The sequence below is a fragment of the Paraburkholderia ginsengisoli NBRC 100965 genome, assembly GCF_000739735.1.
GTDB lineage: Bacteria > Pseudomonadota > Gammaproteobacteria > Burkholderiales > Burkholderiaceae > Paraburkholderia > Paraburkholderia ginsengisoli.
The window spans coordinates 834,191-851,389 of the sequence record NZ_BBJF01000005.1; the positions used below are offsets into that span (position 1 = coordinate 834,191).

The window sequence follows — 17,199 nt, forward strand, 5'->3', positions numbered from 1 at the left end:
GCTGATGAGTCAACATTTCGGTTTGAAACGGGGTACACGGCATCCCGACATGGTGGAGAGAAGATCTCCGGATGAATAGCCGCAAGTTCGGCAGACAGAGCAAGTTCGAGGAAGTACGCCCACTCCTCGCCTCGCGCCTTCCGTCTATAACAAAAATTATCGGAACGTCTGAACGCCCGTAATAACCGGATAGGCAACCGAGAACACTACGTTCAGGAACTTCTGAACTTCGGCAATCGGCGCATTCGATACATACAGCAAGTCCTTGTTGTCCATCATGAAGCTCTGCGCGACGAAGAACGAATTCGGGTCGCGTAGATTCACGCGGTACACCACAGGAACCTTGCCATCTGCGGTTGTGCGCACAGGCGAGTTAGGCCACTGGAGAGCCTTGGCGTCTTCGAGACGGAAAATGAACACACCTTGGGCATCCGAGCGGGAGTCCTCCAGCCCGCCCGACCGTGCCAAGGCCTGCGCAAGCGTAATGCCTTGGGCTTCGAAGTTGATTTCCTGATTCTTGCCAGTCGCACCAAGCGAGGTGAAACTGAACGGCTGGAACAGCGCCGTGACAACGTCGCCGGCATGCAGCGGAACATTCTGGCGAGGATCGCGAATCACCGTTTCGAGCGGCAACGAAACAACCGTATCGCCACGCGTAACTTGAATTGTGATTTTGTCGACTGGCTGATTAACACCACCTGCCGCAGCCAATGCATCGAGCAGGCGCTCACCTCGCGCGCTCAACGGCATCCGGTTACTGGTCGTTACATCGCCCACCACGGTGACGTATGATGTTGCGTTGCGCGAAAGCTTTACGAGCACTTGCGGATCGTGCGCGAGGTTCTTCAGCCGCGCTGCAATATCGCGTTGCAGTTCAGACGGCGTGCGTCCCACCGCTCTCAATTCGCCAGCAAACGGCACGTTGATCTTGCCATCGCCGTCGATGGTCTGATCCGGAAGTACTGTCACGCGTGCGTTACTCGCACCGCCCCTTGAATCCACTTGAGAGGCACCGAACAACGTTGCGGGCGGCGCCTCCCAGATCGACACTTCAATCGTGTCGCCTACGCCAAGTTGTTGCTGGAATGATGTATTAGTGCCCAGACTAGTGGAGAAATCGCCTACGTTTCGCTCAGCAAAGAGCTTGCGAGCAACGTCGTCGGTAACATCGACGATCTGGATGCCTGCAGGATTAGCTGGGGCGGCAGCCCTGTTGATCTGCGAACTGCTGGGGCCGGAAGTCGGAATACTCGAGCAACCGCCAAGCGAAGCCAGAGTAACCGCAGCAAAAAAAACATGACAGTACAGACGCGACATTTTTATTGCACGAGTTAGTAATTAAGTTCGGCACAAATTGTCTCACGCTGCCGGGCTGAATAGCACAATGCGTCGAAAATTTCGCGCAGTTGAGCCCGAAAAACATCGCTGCCAAGCGTATGGTGTTGGTGCGCCAGGCGATTTGCCATAGCGCGACATGAGCAATGAGAAATCCTCGCGTCGCATTGGCACATGACCTTTTTCAGATAGCCGCTATTCCATCTTTCAGTTAATGCCACCTGAAAACACGAGCCACATGCAGGCACATGCGGCAATATTCACATGTGACCTGCATGCCCCGGCTTGTGGCCAGCGCGCGCCTCGTCCGCCACGGTGCTGAGCGATCCAAGTGCGGCCAGAATTTGCCGCAGCCCATCTTCCGGGCTCAGTTTATCCGTATTCAGACGTAGCTCAGGATTGATGGGCGCCTCATAGGGCGAATCGATTCCCGTAAACTTTGCCAGCAAACCGCTGCGGGCCATTTTATAAAGACCCTTGGTATCACGTGCCTCGACCACCTCAAGCGGCGCATCCACATGAACCTCGAAGAATTGACCGCTAGCGAACAACGCCCGGGCGGCGTCCCGGTCCGCTCGAAACGGGGAAATAAACGAAGCGATCACGATCAGCCCAGCGTCGACCATCAAGCGGGCAACCTCGGCTGCCCGTCGGATACTTTCCCTACGCCCCGCGTCGGAGAAATTCAGATCGTTGTTCAAACCAAGGCGCAGATTGTCGCCGTCGAGAAGAAATGTGTGAAATCCGAGAGCGTGCAACTCGCTATCGAGAAGACACGCCAGAGTGGATTTGCCCGCGCCGGACATGCCAGTAAGCCAAACGACCAACGGACGCTGCTGTTTCATGGATGCCCGATGTGCACCGGGCACCAACGCTGACATCGGGACTACGGGACCGGTAGAACTCGTTTCCATCATTCTCAGATATATTAATAGTTGTATCCGAAGTACACGTCGCGTAAGCATGGTCAGTCTTTCAGGCTTTACTTTGGTTCGACATGATCTCCAGGCCAGATATCAGAGGTCGGCATCGTGGCCCCCCGGCTTGACCACCTGATGGTATCGCGGCCAGCCTGCACGGCGGCCTCCCCATCCTCATCAAAACGCTTTGTGCTGCTGCGCTTTTCACAGAATCGTGCATGCGATCGTCGATAAGAGACGAATTCACGCCTCCCAATAAGCTCCTTAGCTGAGCAGACACAACGACAATAATGTCGTGCAGTGGTAGCCGCCCCCAGCATTACCCAGTTGTTACAAGACGCCGGCGCGAATTGTCTCACGCAGTCGGGTAGAATGGGACGCTGCAATAAAAAAGCCCCCATTAAAGCGACCATCCGGTCGTCGCGAAAGCTACTACCGCAACTACTTCAGTGTCAACCATCTTCCTGGACGTCACGCGACTCGTCAATCGCCTATATGACGGCCTCTTGCCCACCGGCGTAGATCGCGTCGGCCTCGCTTACATAGAAAAATACGGCGCCAGAGCACGCGCAGTCCTGAGCGAACGCGGATTCTCCACCGTTTTAACGGAACGCAGTTCACAGCAAACGTTTGATGCTGTACTTTCATCCACTCGAAATAAAACTTCAATCCGCGCATTAATCGCCCGCGCCTGCTTTAATCGTCTGCGAGAAACAAGACTCAACGGAATTCTGTTGCACACAAGTCACAACGGGATGGAATTCAGCCGCTATTACCGCGCGATGGCACGACGCCAGATTCGTCCCGTGTTCATGGTTCACGACTTGATCCCGCTGACCCACGCCGAATATTGCCGCCCAGGCGTCGACGCAACGCATCGTCACCGCATCCAGACCGCGCTGAAGCACGCCAGCGGCCTGATCGCCAACTCCCAGGCCACCCTCGACTCGCTCGCGGTCGAAGCGCAACGCGCCAGCCTTCCGCTCCCTCCCACCGTGGTCGCGCACCTGGCGTCAGGCGTCAGTCATAGTCATCCCACACCACGCCCGCTCCCCGCCCCCTACTTCGTCATGCTCGGCACCATCGAGCCGCGCAAGAACCACTGGTTCATCCTGCACGTGTGGCGCCGTCTGATAGAACAGCTAGGCGCGGCCGCACCCAAGCTGTTGATCATCGGCCGCCGCGGCTGGGAATGCGAAAACGTCGTCGATATGCTGGAGCGTTGCGAAAGTCTGAAAGGCGTCGTGATAGAAGAAGCACACTGCTCCGACGAGCAGCTTCACACTTATCTGCAGCACGCACAGGCGTTGTTATTCCCGTCGTTCGTCGAAGGCTACGGCATGCCGCTCGCTGAAGCACTCGCGCTGAAAGTGCCGGTACTCGCGAGCGATCTCGACGTCTTCCACGAAATCGCCGACGACATTCCCGACTACCTCGACCCGCTCGACGGCCCCGGTTGGCGCGCGCGCATTCACGCCTACGCTCGCGCGGATAGCCCCGAGCGCGCTGCCCAGTTGACGCGCATCGAACGCTTTCGAGAGCCGACCTGGGCGGAGCATTTCGAGCGCGTCGACGGCTTTCTCGAGACGTTGCGTTAAATGAAATGAAGCAACGCGGCGCAGAAGAACGGGTACTTGAAAGTCGGGCGATCGATCTGCGCGCTATCACGCGCGGTTGGCGCACACTCAGCACGTTCAGCAAGCGGTCTGAATATCTGTGGATCGATCGTTGGCACGGGCGCGTCGCGTTGCGCTTCGCGCGTCCGTGCGGAAAAAATATGCGTGCCGCGTGGCCCGGGCCGGTGTGGTCGCGCGGACCCGTCGGCTCGCCGTTGCTGTCATGGCTCGCCATGCCGCTGCTCGACGCCAGCGCCGAAGCATTCGCTTCGGCACTAAATTCAGCGCTTGCCACGTCAATCGAGCACGACTCCCCGAGCGGCGATTTGCGCACGGTCGAGATCGAGCGACTGATGAAACGGTTTGCGCGCAGCCGTGCATCGACACTTCGTCGATCGCACACCGCTTGCCCGGTCGCATTGCTCGAAGCGAGCCACACAACGCGCGTCCTGTTGATCGACGAGCGCATGCGCTCCAACCGGCTCTGCGCCATTCCCACTCGCCACTCACCGCAAGCCTTTACGCGGATGCTGCAAGCTGCGCGCGAAGCTCATCCGCAAGCCGAATTCTGGCTCGCGCGATCGGACGCCGCTGGCCGCGGGCGCTGGCTTTCCGAACTCGCGGACGATATCCCGTCCGGCACCCGCCGTATCGCCAAAAATGAATCGTTGTGCGCGGCGCTACCCCACGTCGATCACGTTTATACGCTAGCCGCATCGGAAGGCATGCAGGCATTGCTGGCCGGCGTGCCACTGCATGTGTTCGGCGCGCCGTATTACGCAGGCTGGGGTTTGACCCACGACGAGTTGCGTTTTCCAGAGCGCACCGCCCGCCCCACGCTCTCAGCGTTATTCGAAACGGTATTCGTGCGCTTCACGCGCTACCTGAATCCAGCCACGCACGCACCCGGCACGCTCGACGATCTGCTCGACAGCATCGAACTGCAGCAAGCGGTCCAGCAATGTTTCAGCGATCTTCGACAGGTCGCGGCGCTGCGCTTCCAGTGGTGGAAGCGTCCGTTTGCGACGCCGTACATCGGCGCTGGTGATGGCGCACTGCGCTGGACGCACGCGCCGCAATCCGTGCGAGCGAATGAATGCGCGGTGCTATGGGGCGCGCGCAGCGCCGACGGTCTCGCCCCGGACGTACGCCGCGTCAGAATCGAAGACGGCTTCTTTCATTCGACGGGTCTCGGCTCCGATATGATCGCGCCGCGCAGTCAGGTGATCGATCGTCGCGGCCTTTATTTCGACGCCAGCCAGCCGAGCGATCTGAGCGTACTGCTCAACGAAACGGAGTTCAGCGAAGCCGAGCTGGCTCGCGCCGCGGCGTTGCGCAGCAAGGTCGTGCAACTCGGTGTCACCAAATACAACCTTGGCCGACGCCGCCCGAGCTGGAGCGCTCCGGCGGGCCAGCACGTGGTGCTGGTTCCGGGGCAAGTCGCCGACGACGCCTCGATTCGCCTCGGCACGCGCGCGATCGGCACTGCCGACGCACTACTTCGCGAAGTGCGCAGACTGCGTCCCGATGCATTCGTGGTCTACAAGCCACATCCCGATGTTCTGTCGGGCAATCGCAACGGCCTGATCGACGCGCAGTTACTCGCGGATGTCGTCGACACCGAAGCGGATCTGCTGTCGCTCGTCGATGCGGCGCACGAAGTCCACACGCTGTCGTCGCTCGCGGGCTTCGATGCGTTGTTGCGCGGCAAGACGGTCTTCACCTACGGCCTGCCGTTCTACGCAGGCTGGGGGCTCACACATGACGCGCTCGCGCCGGTGCCGTGGCGGCATCGCACGCTGACGCTGGATATGTTGTGCGCGGGCGTGCTGCTGCGCTACCCGCTCTACTTCGACTGGAATACGCGGCTTTTCACGACGCCGGAAGCCGTGGTTGAGCAGCTCGCACCGCAAGCCGCCCGGCCGCTCAAAAAGGTGCGCGGCAACCGGATGCGGCCGTTACTGAAAGCCCTTCGCTGGACCCGCAACGGGCTCCTGCATGCGGTATGGCGTTTCCAGCAAAGATTCACGTCATACTCGAAGTGAGACAACCAAAACCTTCACCCACGGCGAATGCGTGTGCGGCACAACTTGCGGCCAACCACGGATCCCGGAACGGTTTCAGACAGCCATGAAAAAGCCCCGCAAGACTTCCGTCTCGCGGGGCTTTTCATTTGCGGCTAAAGCGTTTTCCGCTTACCGCGACATCATATTCATACTAACGTTATGCATGACCCACAACGTCCCGCCGATCACAATAACAGCGGTCAACGCGGTAAAAGCAAACGCCGTCACATTCCAGCGCTGCTCCGACGACGTATTCATGTGCAGGAAGAACACCAGGTGCACGACGATCTGCACGAGCGCGAGAGCCGCGATCGCGAACAGCGCGTTCTGCCCCGTCAACGTCCCCGTCATCACGAGGCCGAACGCCGCGACCGTCAGAATGACGGACAGCACAAAGCCCGTCATGTAGCTGCCGAAGCTGCCGTGGCTTCCACCCGAGTGTGCTGAGTGTGCGTTATGGCTATGGTCCATTTAGATCACGCTCGCAAGATAGACAAAGGTGAAGACGCCGATCCACACGACGTCCAGAAAGTGCCAGAAAAGGCTCAGGCACGTCAGACGGATCATGTCGCGTTCGGTCAGGTCGCGGTGACCCATCACCTGGACGGCAAGCACGACCATCCACAGCAGGCCGAACGTGACGTGCAGACCGTGCGTGCCGACCAGCGTGAAGAACGACGACAGGAACGCGCTGCGGCTCGGACCTGCACCTTCGGCGATCAGGTGCGAGAACTCGCGCATTTCCAGTACCAGGAACGCGAGACCCAGCAGGAACGTCACGCCGAGCCAGAAGAGCAATGCGCCCTTGCGGTTCTTGTGCGCGCCCAGCATCGCGAAACCGTACGTGATACTGCTCAGCAGCAGCATCGTCGTTTCCAGCGCCACGCCTGGAATCTCGAATAGATCCTTACCGGTCGGGCCACCGGCGAACTGGTGGCTCATCACCGCGAACACCGCGAACAGCGACGCAAAGATGATGCAGTCGGTCATCAGGTACAGCCAGAAGCCGAATACCGAATGCGACGGCGGGTGATCGGCGTGATGCGCATCGTGGTGATGCGCGTCGGCCGTAAGCGTGTTGTTTGACATCAATCCACCTCCAACGCGACCGGCGCACCGGCACCGGAGCGTTTCTCTTCAATCGCCGCGACCGTGGCGGCCGGGATGTAAAAGCCTTCGTTCTTCTGGCAGCTGTAGACGATCACGGTAGCGATCGAGCCGACCAGACCGACAATCGCGAGCCACCAGATGTGCCACACAGCGGCAAAACCCAGCACCAGCGAGAACACGGCCACGACCAGACCCGCGGACGTGTTCGACGGCATGTGAATGTCGCGATAGACCGGCTTCGGCTGATCCTTGCGCGACTTCATTTCAGCGAAGGCGTCCAGTTCACGCACGTCCGGAATGATCGCGAAGTTGTACGACGCCGGCGGCGAGCTCGTGGCCCATTCCAGCGTGTGACCGTCCCACGGATCGCCCGACAGGTCGCGGTTTTCCGGCTTGTTGCGGTCACGCAGGCTGACCACCAGTTGCACCACCTGGCAAGCGATACCGATTGCGATCAGCACCGCACCGACCCACGCGAACATCAGCCACGGATGCCAATCCGGATTGTCGTAGTGATTCAGACGACGCGTCATGCCCATGAAGCCCAGCACATACAGCGGCGTGAACGCAACCCAGAAACCGATCTGCCAGAACCAGAACGATGCCTTGCCCCACGCCTCGTTCAGCTTGAAGCCGAAAGCCTTCGGGAACCAGTAGTTGAAACCGGCCAGGTAGCCGAACAGCACGCCACCGATAATCACGTTGTGGAAGTGAGCGATCAGGAACAGGCTGTTATGCAGCACGAAGTCAGCGCCCGGAATCGCCATCATCACGCCGGTCATACCGCCGATCGTGAAGGTGACCATGAAGCCGATGGTCCACAGAATCGGCGTCGTGAACTTCAGACGACCCTTGTAGATCGTGAACAGCCAGTTGAACACTTTCACGCCGGTCGGAATGGCGATGACCATCGTCGCGATACCGAAGAACGCGTTGACGTCAGCGCCCGAACCCATCGTGAAGAAGTGGTGCAGCCACACGAGGAACGACAGCACCATGATCGCGCAGGTCGCCCACACCATCGTCTTGTAGCCGAACAGCGGTTTCTTGGCAAAGGTCGCCACGACTTCCGAGAAAATACCGAACGCCGGCAGGATCAGGATGTACACCTCGGGGTGACCCCATGCCCAGATCAGGTTCAGGTACATCATCGCATTGCCGCCGGCATCGTTCGTGAAGAAGTGCATGCCGAGGTAACGGTCCAGACCGAGCAGCGCGAGCGTGACGGTCAGGATCGGGAACGCCGCCATGATCAGCACGTTCGTGCACAGCGCGGTCCACGTGAACACCGGCATCTTCATGAACGTCATGCCCGGCGCGCGCATCTTGACGATCGTCACGAAGAAGTTCACGCCCGTCAGCAAGGTGCCGATACCGGAGAGCTGCAAGCTCCACAGGTAATAGTCGACCCCGACGCCTGGACTGAACTGCAATTCGGACAACGGCGGATAGGCGAGCCAGCCCGTTTGCGCGAATTCACCGATCACCAGCGAGATGTTGATCAGAATCGCGCTGATCGCGGTCATCCAGAAGCTCAACGAGTTCAGGAACGGGAACGCGACGTCGCGGGCACCGATCTGCAACGGCACGATGATGTTCATCAGGCCGACCATGAACGCCATCGCCATGAAGAAAATCATGATGACGCCGTGCGCGGTAAAGATCTGGTCGTAATGGTGCGGCGGCAGGAAGCCTGGCGCGTTATACGACAGCGCCAGCTGGGTACGCATCATGATCGCGTCCGCGAAGCCGCGGAACAGCATGATGAGCGCGACGATGATGTACATCACGCCCAGCTTCTTGTGGTCGACCGATGTGAGCCATTCGGTCCACAGGTAGCGCCACTTGCCGAAATAGGTGATCAGACCCAGAACGAGCGCACCGCCGAGGGCGATCCCGGCAGCGGTCACCATGATGATGGGCTCGTGGTACGGGATCGATTCTAGTGAGAGATTTCCGAACATGCTTATCCCTTCGGCCCGCAATTGGCGTCTTTCATGTTGTCCATGACGTTACCGTTGTTGTAGCGGGCGATGATGTTGTGAAAGAGCTTCGGATCGACCGACGAGAAGTAGCGCACCGGATCCTTCTCGCTCGGCGCCGAGACCGCGTGGTAACGGTCCATGCTGAGCGTGTCCGATGACGCGCGCACTTTCGCAACCCATGCGTTGAACTCTTCCGGCGACTTGGCGAGCGTACGGAACTTCATGTCCGAGAAGCCCTTGCCGCTGAAGTTGGCCGCGGTACCGGCGTAGTCGCCGGCTTCGTCCGCGATCAGATGCAGACGCGTTTGCATACCTGCCATCGCATAGATCTGGCCGCCGAGCTGCGGGATGAAGAACGAGTTCATCACCGTGTCGGAGGTAATCCGGAAGTTCACCGGCGTACCGACCGGGATCGCGAGCTGATTCACCGACGCAATACCGAGGTCGGGATAAATGAACAGCCACTTCCAGTCGAGCGCGACGACTTCGACGTTGATCGGCTTGACCTGCGACTCGAGCGGACGATACGGATCGAGCTCATGTGTGCTCTTCCACGTCAACACGGCCAGGAACAGAATGATCAGCGTCGGAATCGTCCAGACGGCGATTTCGATACCGGTCGAGTGAACCCACTTCGGACGGTACTCGGCGCTTTTGTTCGATGCGCGATAACGCCACGCGAACAGCAGCGTGAGGAAGATCACCGGAACGACGACAATTAGCATGGCCCAGGTGGACGTCGCAATCAGATCGCGCTCCGCCAGACCCACACTCCCCTTCGGATTCAGGATATCGAGGTTGCTGCAACCCGAAAGCAGCAACATGAGGCCGACGGATAGGAAACTGATCGACCCTCGCAGAGTCTTTCCTTTCATATCCATTGCCTCTTTTTTACGACTTCAACGAACGTCATTCGACCGCTCTCCATTAATAAGCGCTCGCATAATAGGGGCACGTTGATCGGCGATAAACCCTCGATTTCGCAACGATCTATTGCGTCGCACCACGGTGCGACACGTTGCCGCACACCTGTGCGCAAGCGGGGGTTGAAATGCTCCGACTACAAAGCACTAAGAAATTGACGCACCAGAAAAGTCCCTTTAAATAAGCACTGAAACGCGACGCGGCCTAATTGGCTACGCCGCGCGAGATGTGCTCAGGGAATGCATGCAGCGCGTGAGGCGCATGAGCGGTTGCCGCATCCGCCACCGCGCATGCTGCAACCGCACCACACTTCCTGAGATCAGCCCGGCGTACGAACCGCCGTCGCGACCGGTGCGGGTGCAGCCGCCTGCAGATGCTCGCCGCCGTCAACCGGCGCAGCGTCGTCCGACGGATGAGCCGGGCGCTCCGACTGCGCGAGCAGCGTGCCGACCGACGGATCGATCGCATCGGTGAAGGGCTTCGGATACAGACCGATCGCCAGCACCAGCACGGCCATTGCGCCGAGCAGCGCGAACTCGCGATTGCCGAGGTCCTTCAGTTTGGCGACGCGCGCATTGGCGATCGCGCCGAAGATCACGCGCTTGTACATCCACAGCGTGTAGGCCGCGCTCAGCACCAGCGTGGATGCGGCGATCGCGCCGATCCAGAAGTTGAAGCGGATCGCGCCCATCAGCACCATGAACTCGCCGACAAAACCCGACGTGCCCGGCAGGCCGATGTTGGCCATCGAGAACAGCATCACGAACGCGGCAAAGCGCGGCATCGTGTTGGCGACGCCGCCGTATTCGGCGATCGACGCGGTCTTCGTGCGGTCGTAGAGCATCCCCGTGCACAGCAGCATCGCGCCCGATACCACGCCGTACGACAGCATCTGCACGATCGCGCCGGCCTGGCCAATGCGGTTGAACACGAACAGGCCGAGCGTCACGAGACCCATGTGCGCGATCGTCGAATACGCGAGCAGGCGGCGCATGTCGGTTTGCACGAGCGCGAGCAGGCTCGAATAGATCACCGCGATCAGCGACAGCGTGATCATCATCGGCGCGAAGAAGTGGCTCGCTTGCGGCGCGATCGGCAGCGCGAAACGCAGCAGGCCGTAGCCGCCCAACTTCAACATGCCGATCATCACCGCGGCGCCGGTCGGGCCGTCGAGGTGGACGTCGGGCAGCCACGTGTGCACCGGCCACATCGGTACCTTCACGCCGAATGCGGCGAGGAAGCCGAGGAAGATCAGCATCTGCGGCACGGTGCCGAGTTGCGTTTCACGCCACAGCGCGAGGTCGAAGCTGTGCGTCTGGCTGTACAGATAAAGCATCGACATCAGCATCATCAGCGAGCCAAGGAACGACACGAAGAAGAATTTCACCGCGGCGTACGAGCGGTTCGAATGGCCCCACGTGCCGATCAGCAGATACAGCGGAATCAGCGTCGCTTCGAACGAGATGAAGAACAGCATGCCGTCCATCGACGTGAAGACGCCCTGCATGAAGCCCGACAACATCAGGAACGCGCCGAAGTACTGCGCGGTTCGCTCGGTGATCGACTGCCACGACGCGACCACGATGATGATCGTGGTGAGCGCGGTCAGCGCGACCAGCCACAACGAAATCCCGTCCACGCCCACATGCCAGGCGATATCGAACGTCGGCGACCAGCGGGCGTTTTCGACGAATTGCATCGACGTGACGTCGTTGCGGAAATTCGCGACCAGCGGAATCACCGGCAGAAAACCTGCGACCGCGCCGACGAGCGCGAGCCAACGGGTGCGACTACGTGCCGCGTCGGATCCGGCACGCAAAACGACAAGCCCGGCGACAATAGGGATCCAGATGAGAAGGCTTAGAAGAGGCAATGGCATGTGCTCTGTCAAAAACTTGAAGTACAAAACGCCGCATCAACGCCTTCAAAAGAGAAAGCATTGAAATGGATATGTAAGCTTGATTTCGCTGAAATTGACGTGGAAACGGTGGCGTCCGCTTCACGTTTACCCGCAGTCGAATGACCAAGGGTGGGAGATTACCAAGATAAGAACACTTTTGCAGCGCAACAACGCTGCAATGCCCTTGGCAATACATTGTTGCCCAACACAGGCTTGCGAATCGCATAAAAATGTGCGTTTGCACAAGCACGTCTACGTGCTTTCCGAGCGGCGAATTTTATAAACAGAAGCTAACAATTACCGGCAAATTAGCCACTCTTGCCGCAACGAGTCCAATCGCCCACCGCGGTGGAACGGATCGTGCGTATGCCAACTGTCTGCGGAATCGAACTCCGGAGGATTTGGCAAAAATTTCGCCCGTTTACGAGCAGGAAATTTTTTTGGTCCGACACTCTAAATAAGCCTTATCGTCGCGCTGGAAAATTGGCGGGATTCGATGCCTGCCGGTAGCGATTCATCGCGTCCGAGCGACATGCGCTGCTTCCGCATCGCTTACAGAAGCCGAATATACTTCGGCGAATTCCCGGCGAATCTTCGTCCGACAACGCACACTCGATACGCCGCCAGACACCGCCCTTCGCCGGCCACACTTTTCGGATACCGCATGGCGTTTCGTGACGAAGCTGTCGTTCCCGCACTCGAATGCCGCGGGCTGAGCAAGCAATATGGCGCGGGACGCGTCGTACTCGCGCGCCTCGACTTCACTCTCGGGCCGGGCGAATTCGTCGCGATCATGGGCGATTCGGGCGTGGGCAAGTCAACGCTGCTCAACCTGATCGCCGGACTCGACAGCGCGGATAGCGGCGACGTGATCATCGACGGCAGTCCGGTCGCACAACTGGACGACAACGCGGCAACGCGTCTGCGCCGGCAAAAACTCGGCTTCGTGTTCCAGGCTTTTCACGTGCTGCCCCATCTGACACTCGCCCAGAACGTTGCGCTGCCGCTGCTGCTCAATGAATTGCCGACTGCCGGCGCGCTCGACATGCTCGCGGCGGTCGGCCTCGGCGGTCGCGGCGACGACTTTCCGCGCCAACTCTCGGGCGGCGAACTGCAACGCGTGGCGATTGCGCGAGCGCTCGTGCATCGTCCGAAACTGATTCTCGCCGACGAACCGACCGGCAACCTCGATCCCGATACCGCGCACGAAGTGCTCAGCCTGTTCCGCACGCAAAGCAAGGCGACCGGTGCGGCCACGATCATGGTGACGCACTCGGAAGCCGCGGCGGCCGTGGCCGACCGCATCCTGATCCTGAGCGACGGCGGCTTGCATGCGTCGCCCGCGAAGCACGCGCTTTCCGCCGATCCTTTCTCGCGCGACACCCCCGCCCGCTCGGCCGACAATGCGCGCTGATGTCCGCCCCCTGCTGCGCATGCGCGGACAGCGCGTGCTTGCGCGCTGGCTTCTGGGCGCCGAATGGCGCAGCCATCGCGGACGCGCACTGGTCGCCGTTGCGACGATCACGCTCGGCGTCGCGCTCGGTTACGCGGTGCAGCTGATCAACAGCGCGGCCTTCAACGAATTCTCGGCGGCGGCTCGCAGTCTCTCGGGCGAAGCCGATCTGCAAGTGCGCGGCGCGCAGCCTGTGTTCGACGAGTCCGTCTATCCGCGCCTCGCGACGCAAGCCGGCGTGACGCTGGCGAGCCCCGTGCTCGCCCTCGATGTCAGCGTGCCGGGCCGCAACGCGGCGTTGCCGGTCCTCGGCATCGACGTGTTCAAGGCAAGCCGGATCGCGCCGGACCTGACCGGCGTGCCGTCGCCGGATCGGCCTTTCGATACGCTCGCATCCGACACCGTGTTCCTATCGTCGGCCGCGCAGCAATGGCTGAACGTCAAAGCCGGCGACGACGTCGCGCTCCAAAGCGGCACGTCCATCGTGCATCTGCGCGTGGCGGGCGGCCTCGTGAGAACCCGTCCGGGCCAGCGAATCGCGGTGATGGATATTGCCGCCGCGCAGTGGAAGTTCGACAAGGTCGGCAAGCTGTCGCGGGTCGACGTGCAACTCGAGCGCGGCATCGACCGGCAACGCTTCAAGCGCGAACTTCAGTCGCAGCTTGGCGACCAGTGGGTGGTCGCCGAAACGCGCGACGCTGAAAGCCGCACCGATCGCCTGTCGCGAGCCTATCGGATCAACATGAACGTGCTCGCGCTGGTGGCGCTCTTTACCGGCGCTTTCCTCGTGTTTTCGACGCAGGCGCTGGGCGTCGTGCGGCGTCGCGCGCAGTTTGCCATGTTGCGCGTGCTTGGACTGACACGCGGCCAACTGTTGCGACAGATCCTGCTTGAAGGCGCACTGCTGGGGCTGCTCGGTTCGTTGTCGGGGCTCGCGATTGGCTATGCGATGGCGAGCGGCGCGCTGCATTTTTTCGGCAGCGATCTCGGCGGCGGTTATTTTCCCGGCGTGCAGCCGCAAGTCGGTCTCGAACCGCTGGCTAGTGCGTTGTTTCTGACGCTCGGCATTGCGGTGGCGGTGTTGGGAAGTCTCGCGCCCGCACTGGAAGCGGCGCGCGCGCGGCCCGCGGCGGCGCTCAAGGCGGGCGCGGAAGAAGGCGCGCTGGCGCGGCTGGCCACGCCCTGGCCTGCGCTGCTATGCCTCGCGGCCGCCGGCGTGCTCACGCAGTTGCCGCCCTTGTTCGACGCGCCGATTGGCGGCTATTGCGCCGTCGCGTTACTGCTGGTCGGCGGGATCGCGCTCATGCCGCGCGTCACCGCGCTGATATTCGGCGCGGCGGACCGTCTGTTCGCGAGGCGCCGGCACGCGGGCGCCGCGAGCACGCTCGCACTGGCGCGTCTGGCGAATGCGCCGGGTCACGCGTCGATTGCCATGGGCGGCGTGTTGTCGAGCTTCGCGCTGATCGTCGCGATGGCGATCATGGTGGCGAGCTTCCGGGTGTCGGTTGAAGACTGGCTGGTCCATCTGCTTTCCGCCGATCTCTATGTGCGCGTGGCGCCGAACGGCGACACGGCCGGCTTGCGGCCCGACGAGCAACGCCTGCTGGCCGCCGTGCCGGGTATCCGGAGCGCCGCGTTTGCCCGTACCTCGCATCTGACGCTCGATCCGGCACGGCCCGAGATCGCCGTGCTCGCGCGCGAAATCGACGCTGCCGATCCGGGCGCGAATCTGCAGATGACCGGCGCGGTATTGCCGCCTTCCGAATTGCGCAGCGGTGAAATACCTGTTTGGGTATCCGAAGCCATGGTCGACCTGTACGGATACCGGCTCGGTCAGCGTGTGAAGTTGCCGCTCGGTGGTGATGCCCATGTGTTCGTCGTGGCCGGCGTATGGCGCGATTATGTGCGGCAGAGCGGCGCGATCCAGATACGGCTCGCCGATTACCGGCGCCTGAGCGCGGATACGGGCGCGACGGATGTCGCCGTGACCGTCGTGCCGGGGACGCGCGTCGAAAGTGTGATTGCCGCGCTGCGCGCGCTGCCCTTCGGCGCGTCGCTGGATCTGTCCGAACCGGGCGAGATTCGCGCGCGAACTCTGGTGATCTTCGATCGGAGTTTCGCGGTCACTTATCTGCTCGAAGCGGTCGCTATCGTCATCGGACTGTTCGGCGTCGCGGCGACGTTCTCCGCGCAGACTCTCGCGCGAGCCCGCGAGTTCGGCATGCTGCGGCATGTCGGCGTGACCCGCGCGCAGGTTCTCGCCATTCTCGCGCTCGAAGGCGGCATGCTCACGGCGTGCGGCATCGCGCTGGGCTTCGTGCTCGGTTTTGCGATCAGTCTGATTCTGGTGTTCGTCGTCAATCCGCAGTCGTTCCATTGGAGCATGTCGCTGCACGTGCCTTGGACGGTGCTGGGCACGGTTGCGCTCGTCATGCTGGCTTCGTCGTGCTCGACGGCAGTGATCGCGGGTCGCAGCGCGGTGTCGGTGGATGCGGTGCGTGCGGTGAAGGAGGATTGGTGATGGGGGAGTTAGTGCATGAGTCGGCGCAGGAGGCGGTACGGGAATCGGTGCTTGAGTCAGCACAGGAGGCGACCTGCGCGGCAGTAGCGCGCCTTGATGCGGCCGGTGCGCCTAGCGTCGTGCTGCGCCGACTTGTGCCTCCGTTTGCAATTGTGATGCGGAAGATGAGTGCGTCTTGCGCTGCGAAGGCGATCCCCGCGTACGGGACGTCGATTGTTCGCGCGAGTGCGAGGGATCTGCACCGGTTCAGCCCTCGCCTTCGCCGCTTGCTTGGCATCGGCGTGCTCGCTGCGTCGGCCGGGTCCGTGTCCGCATTCGGCGAGGCCGCCGGATTCGCCGCTGTCACGCCGGACCATCCGATCACGTTGTCGCAAGACAGCGGCGCACATGCGGCTTTTCGCACCGAGTGGTGGTATGCGACGGGTTGGCTCACGACACCGGACCATCAGCCGCTGGGCTTCCAGATCACTTTTTTTCGCTCTGCAACGGGCCACGACGCCGCCGATCCGAGCGCTTTCGCGCCGTCGCAGTTGATCATTGCGCACGCCGCGTTGAGCGATCCCGTGGTTGGGCACCTGGCCCATGATCAGCGCATCGGCCGCCAAGGATTTGGGCTCGCTTATGCGCAGCCGGCCAATACCGACGTCAAGCTCGACGCATGGAAAATCATTCGCGCTGCGGACGGCCACTACAACGTCAATGTCGATACGAACGGATTCTCGCTACATCTCACACTGACGCCAACGCAAGCGCCGCTGATCCAGGGCGAGCGTGGCTATTCGCGCAAAGGTCCGCGACCGGAACAGGCGAGCTATTACTACAGCGAACCCCAATTGCGCGTGAGTGGCAATGTGGTGCGCCCGAATGCCGGAGGGAGTTCATCGTCGCATGGAGAGACCACTGTGACCGGAATGGCGTGGCTGGATCATGAGTGGTCGAGCACGCTGCTCGACGCCGATGCGGTCGGATGGGACTGGCTGGGCGCCAACCTCGTCGACGGCTCGGCCCTGATGGCATTCAAGGTACGCGGACGCAACGGACACTCGATGTGGGCGCATGCAGCCCTTCGCGACGCTATGGGTCGGGTGACTACGTTCGACCCCAATCAGGTCGACTTTACGCCGGTTCGCACATGGCGCTCTCCGCGCACGAACACGTCGTATCCCGTATCGATGAGCGTTAAAACGGGCGCGCTGATGTGGCGACTCGATCCGTTAATGGACGATCAGGAGCTCGATTCGCGGCAATCAACGGGGGCGGTGTACTGGGAAGGCGCGGTGCGGGTGAATCGCGAAGGGGCTGAGGTGGGACGGGGTTATCTGGAGCTGACGGGTTACGCGGACGCGTTGCGGACCGGCAGGCGCTGAAG

General features: G+C 61.2%; 11 protein-coding genes and 1 pseudogene. 5 read left to right on the forward strand and 7 right to left on the reverse strand.

Annotation, left to right across the window (positions count from 1 at the left end):
- Window positions 1-156: 156 nt before the first annotated feature.
- Both BGI01S_RS12940 and cysC read right to left on the reverse strand, forming a co-directional pair.
- Entirely contained in the window at window positions 157-1,317 is a 1,161-nt protein-coding gene (locus tag BGI01S_RS12940) for a polysaccharide biosynthesis/export family protein (RefSeq protein ID WP_042325861.1), read from the reverse strand.
- A gap of 278 nt (window positions 1,318-1,595) precedes the next feature.
- Window positions 1,596-2,189 (reverse strand): annotated as a pseudogene (gene cysC, locus BGI01S_RS12945) (adenylyl-sulfate kinase); the annotation flags it as partial.
- Between the two features lie 515 nt (window positions 2,190-2,704).
- On the opposite strand from cysC, the gene BGI01S_RS12950 reads away from it, so the two are divergent.
- Both BGI01S_RS12950 and BGI01S_RS12955 read left to right on the forward strand, forming a co-directional pair.
- The gene (locus tag BGI01S_RS12950; RefSeq protein ID WP_042325863.1) at window positions 2,705-3,853 is read left to right on the forward strand and encodes a glycosyltransferase family 4 protein; all 1,149 of its coding nucleotides are present in this window, start codon (window positions 2,705-2,707) and stop codon (window positions 3,851-3,853) included.
- A 5-nt stretch (window positions 3,854-3,858) separates the two neighbouring features.
- On the forward strand, window positions 3,859-5,916 hold the full coding sequence (locus tag BGI01S_RS12955) for a capsular polysaccharide export protein, LipB/KpsS family (protein WP_042325864.1): 2,058 nt from the start codon (window positions 3,859-3,861) through the stop codon (window positions 5,914-5,916).
- Between the two features lie 150 nt (window positions 5,917-6,066).
- Here BGI01S_RS12955 and cyoD read toward each other — a convergent pair whose 3' ends face one another.
- From cyoD to BGI01S_RS12980, 5 genes are all read right to left on the reverse strand, one after another.
- Window positions 6,067-6,408: a cytochrome o ubiquinol oxidase subunit IV gene (gene cyoD, locus BGI01S_RS12960; protein ID WP_042325866.1), complete on the reverse strand. Its 342-nt coding sequence runs from the start codon at window positions 6,406-6,408 to the stop codon at window positions 6,067-6,069.
- The gene (cyoC, locus tag BGI01S_RS12965) at window positions 6,409-7,026 is read right to left on the reverse strand and encodes a cytochrome o ubiquinol oxidase subunit III (protein ID WP_042325869.1); all 618 of its coding nucleotides are present in this window, start codon (window positions 7,024-7,026) and stop codon (window positions 6,409-6,411) included.
- Entirely contained in the window at window positions 7,026-9,011 is a 1,986-nt protein-coding gene (gene cyoB, locus BGI01S_RS12970; RefSeq protein ID WP_042325870.1) for a cytochrome o ubiquinol oxidase subunit I, read from the reverse strand. The genes cyoC and cyoB overlap by 1 nt, the downstream gene beginning before the upstream one ends.
- Window positions 9,012-9,013: 2 nt before the next feature.
- A complete protein-coding gene (gene cyoA, locus BGI01S_RS12975; RefSeq protein ID WP_042326038.1) occupies window positions 9,014-9,907 on the reverse strand; it encodes a ubiquinol oxidase subunit II in 894 nt (297 codons plus the stop codon).
- A gap of 368 nt (window positions 9,908-10,275) precedes the next feature.
- The gene (locus BGI01S_RS12980; protein WP_042326040.1) at window positions 10,276-11,835 is read right to left on the reverse strand and encodes an NADH-quinone oxidoreductase subunit M; all 1,560 of its coding nucleotides are present in this window, start codon (window positions 11,833-11,835) and stop codon (window positions 10,276-10,278) included.
- Window positions 11,836-12,520: 685 nt separating this feature from the next.
- Between BGI01S_RS12980 and BGI01S_RS12985 the strand changes: the two genes are divergently transcribed.
- From BGI01S_RS12985 to BGI01S_RS12995, 3 genes are read left to right on the forward strand one after another with little or no spacing between them, the layout of a single operon-like run.
- Window positions 12,521-13,270, forward strand: coding sequence for an ABC transporter ATP-binding protein (locus BGI01S_RS12985; protein ID WP_042325872.1), 750 nt, complete (start codon window positions 12,521-12,523; stop codon window positions 13,268-13,270).
- Window positions 13,260-15,830 carry an FtsX-like permease family protein gene (locus tag BGI01S_RS12990; protein ID WP_042325873.1) on the forward strand — a complete coding sequence of 857 codons (2,571 nt, stop codon included), beginning with the start codon at window positions 13,260-13,262 and terminating at the stop codon, window positions 15,828-15,830. The genes BGI01S_RS12985 and BGI01S_RS12990 overlap by 11 nt, the downstream gene beginning before the upstream one ends.
- Window positions 15,830-17,197: a lipocalin-like domain-containing protein gene (locus BGI01S_RS12995; RefSeq protein ID WP_232624464.1), complete on the forward strand. Its 1,368-nt coding sequence runs from the start codon at window positions 15,830-15,832 to the stop codon at window positions 17,195-17,197. The genes BGI01S_RS12990 and BGI01S_RS12995 overlap by 1 nt, the downstream gene beginning before the upstream one ends.
- The last annotated feature ends 2 nt before the right edge of the window (window positions 17,198-17,199 follow it).

Excerpts from the sequence above, each read along its gene's own strand:
- cyoB (WP_042325870.1), bottom strand. The coding sequence starts at position 9,011 with ATGTTCGGAAATCTCTCACTAGAATCGATCCCGTACCACGAGCCCATC.
- cyoC (WP_042325869.1), bottom strand. The coding sequence starts at position 7,026 with ATGTCAAACAACACGCTTACGGCCGACGCGCATCACCACGATGCGCAT.
- cyoD (WP_042325866.1), bottom strand. The coding sequence starts at position 6,408 with ATGGACCATAGCCATAACGCACACTCAGCACACTCGGGTGGAAGCCAC.
- BGI01S_RS12940 (WP_042325861.1), bottom strand. The coding sequence starts at position 1,317 with ATGTCGCGTCTGTACTGTCATGTTTTTTTTGCTGCGGTTACTCTGGCT.
- BGI01S_RS12980 (WP_042326040.1), bottom strand. The coding sequence starts at position 11,835 with ATGCCATTGCCTCTTCTAAGCCTTCTCATCTGGATCCCTATTGTCGCC.
- cyoA (WP_042326038.1), bottom strand. The coding sequence starts at position 9,907 with ATGAAAGGAAAGACTCTGCGAGGGTCGATCAGTTTCCTATCCGTCGGC.
- BGI01S_RS12955 (WP_042325864.1), top strand. The coding sequence starts at position 3,859 with ATGAAGCAACGCGGCGCAGAAGAACGGGTACTTGAAAGTCGGGCGATC.
- BGI01S_RS12990 (WP_042325873.1), top strand. The coding sequence starts at position 13,260 with ATGCGCGCTGATGTCCGCCCCCTGCTGCGCATGCGCGGACAGCGCGTG.
- BGI01S_RS12995 (WP_232624464.1), top strand. The coding sequence starts at position 15,830 with ATGGGGGAGTTAGTGCATGAGTCGGCGCAGGAGGCGGTACGGGAATCG.
- BGI01S_RS12985 (WP_042325872.1), top strand. The coding sequence starts at position 12,521 with ATGGCGTTTCGTGACGAAGCTGTCGTTCCCGCACTCGAATGCCGCGGG.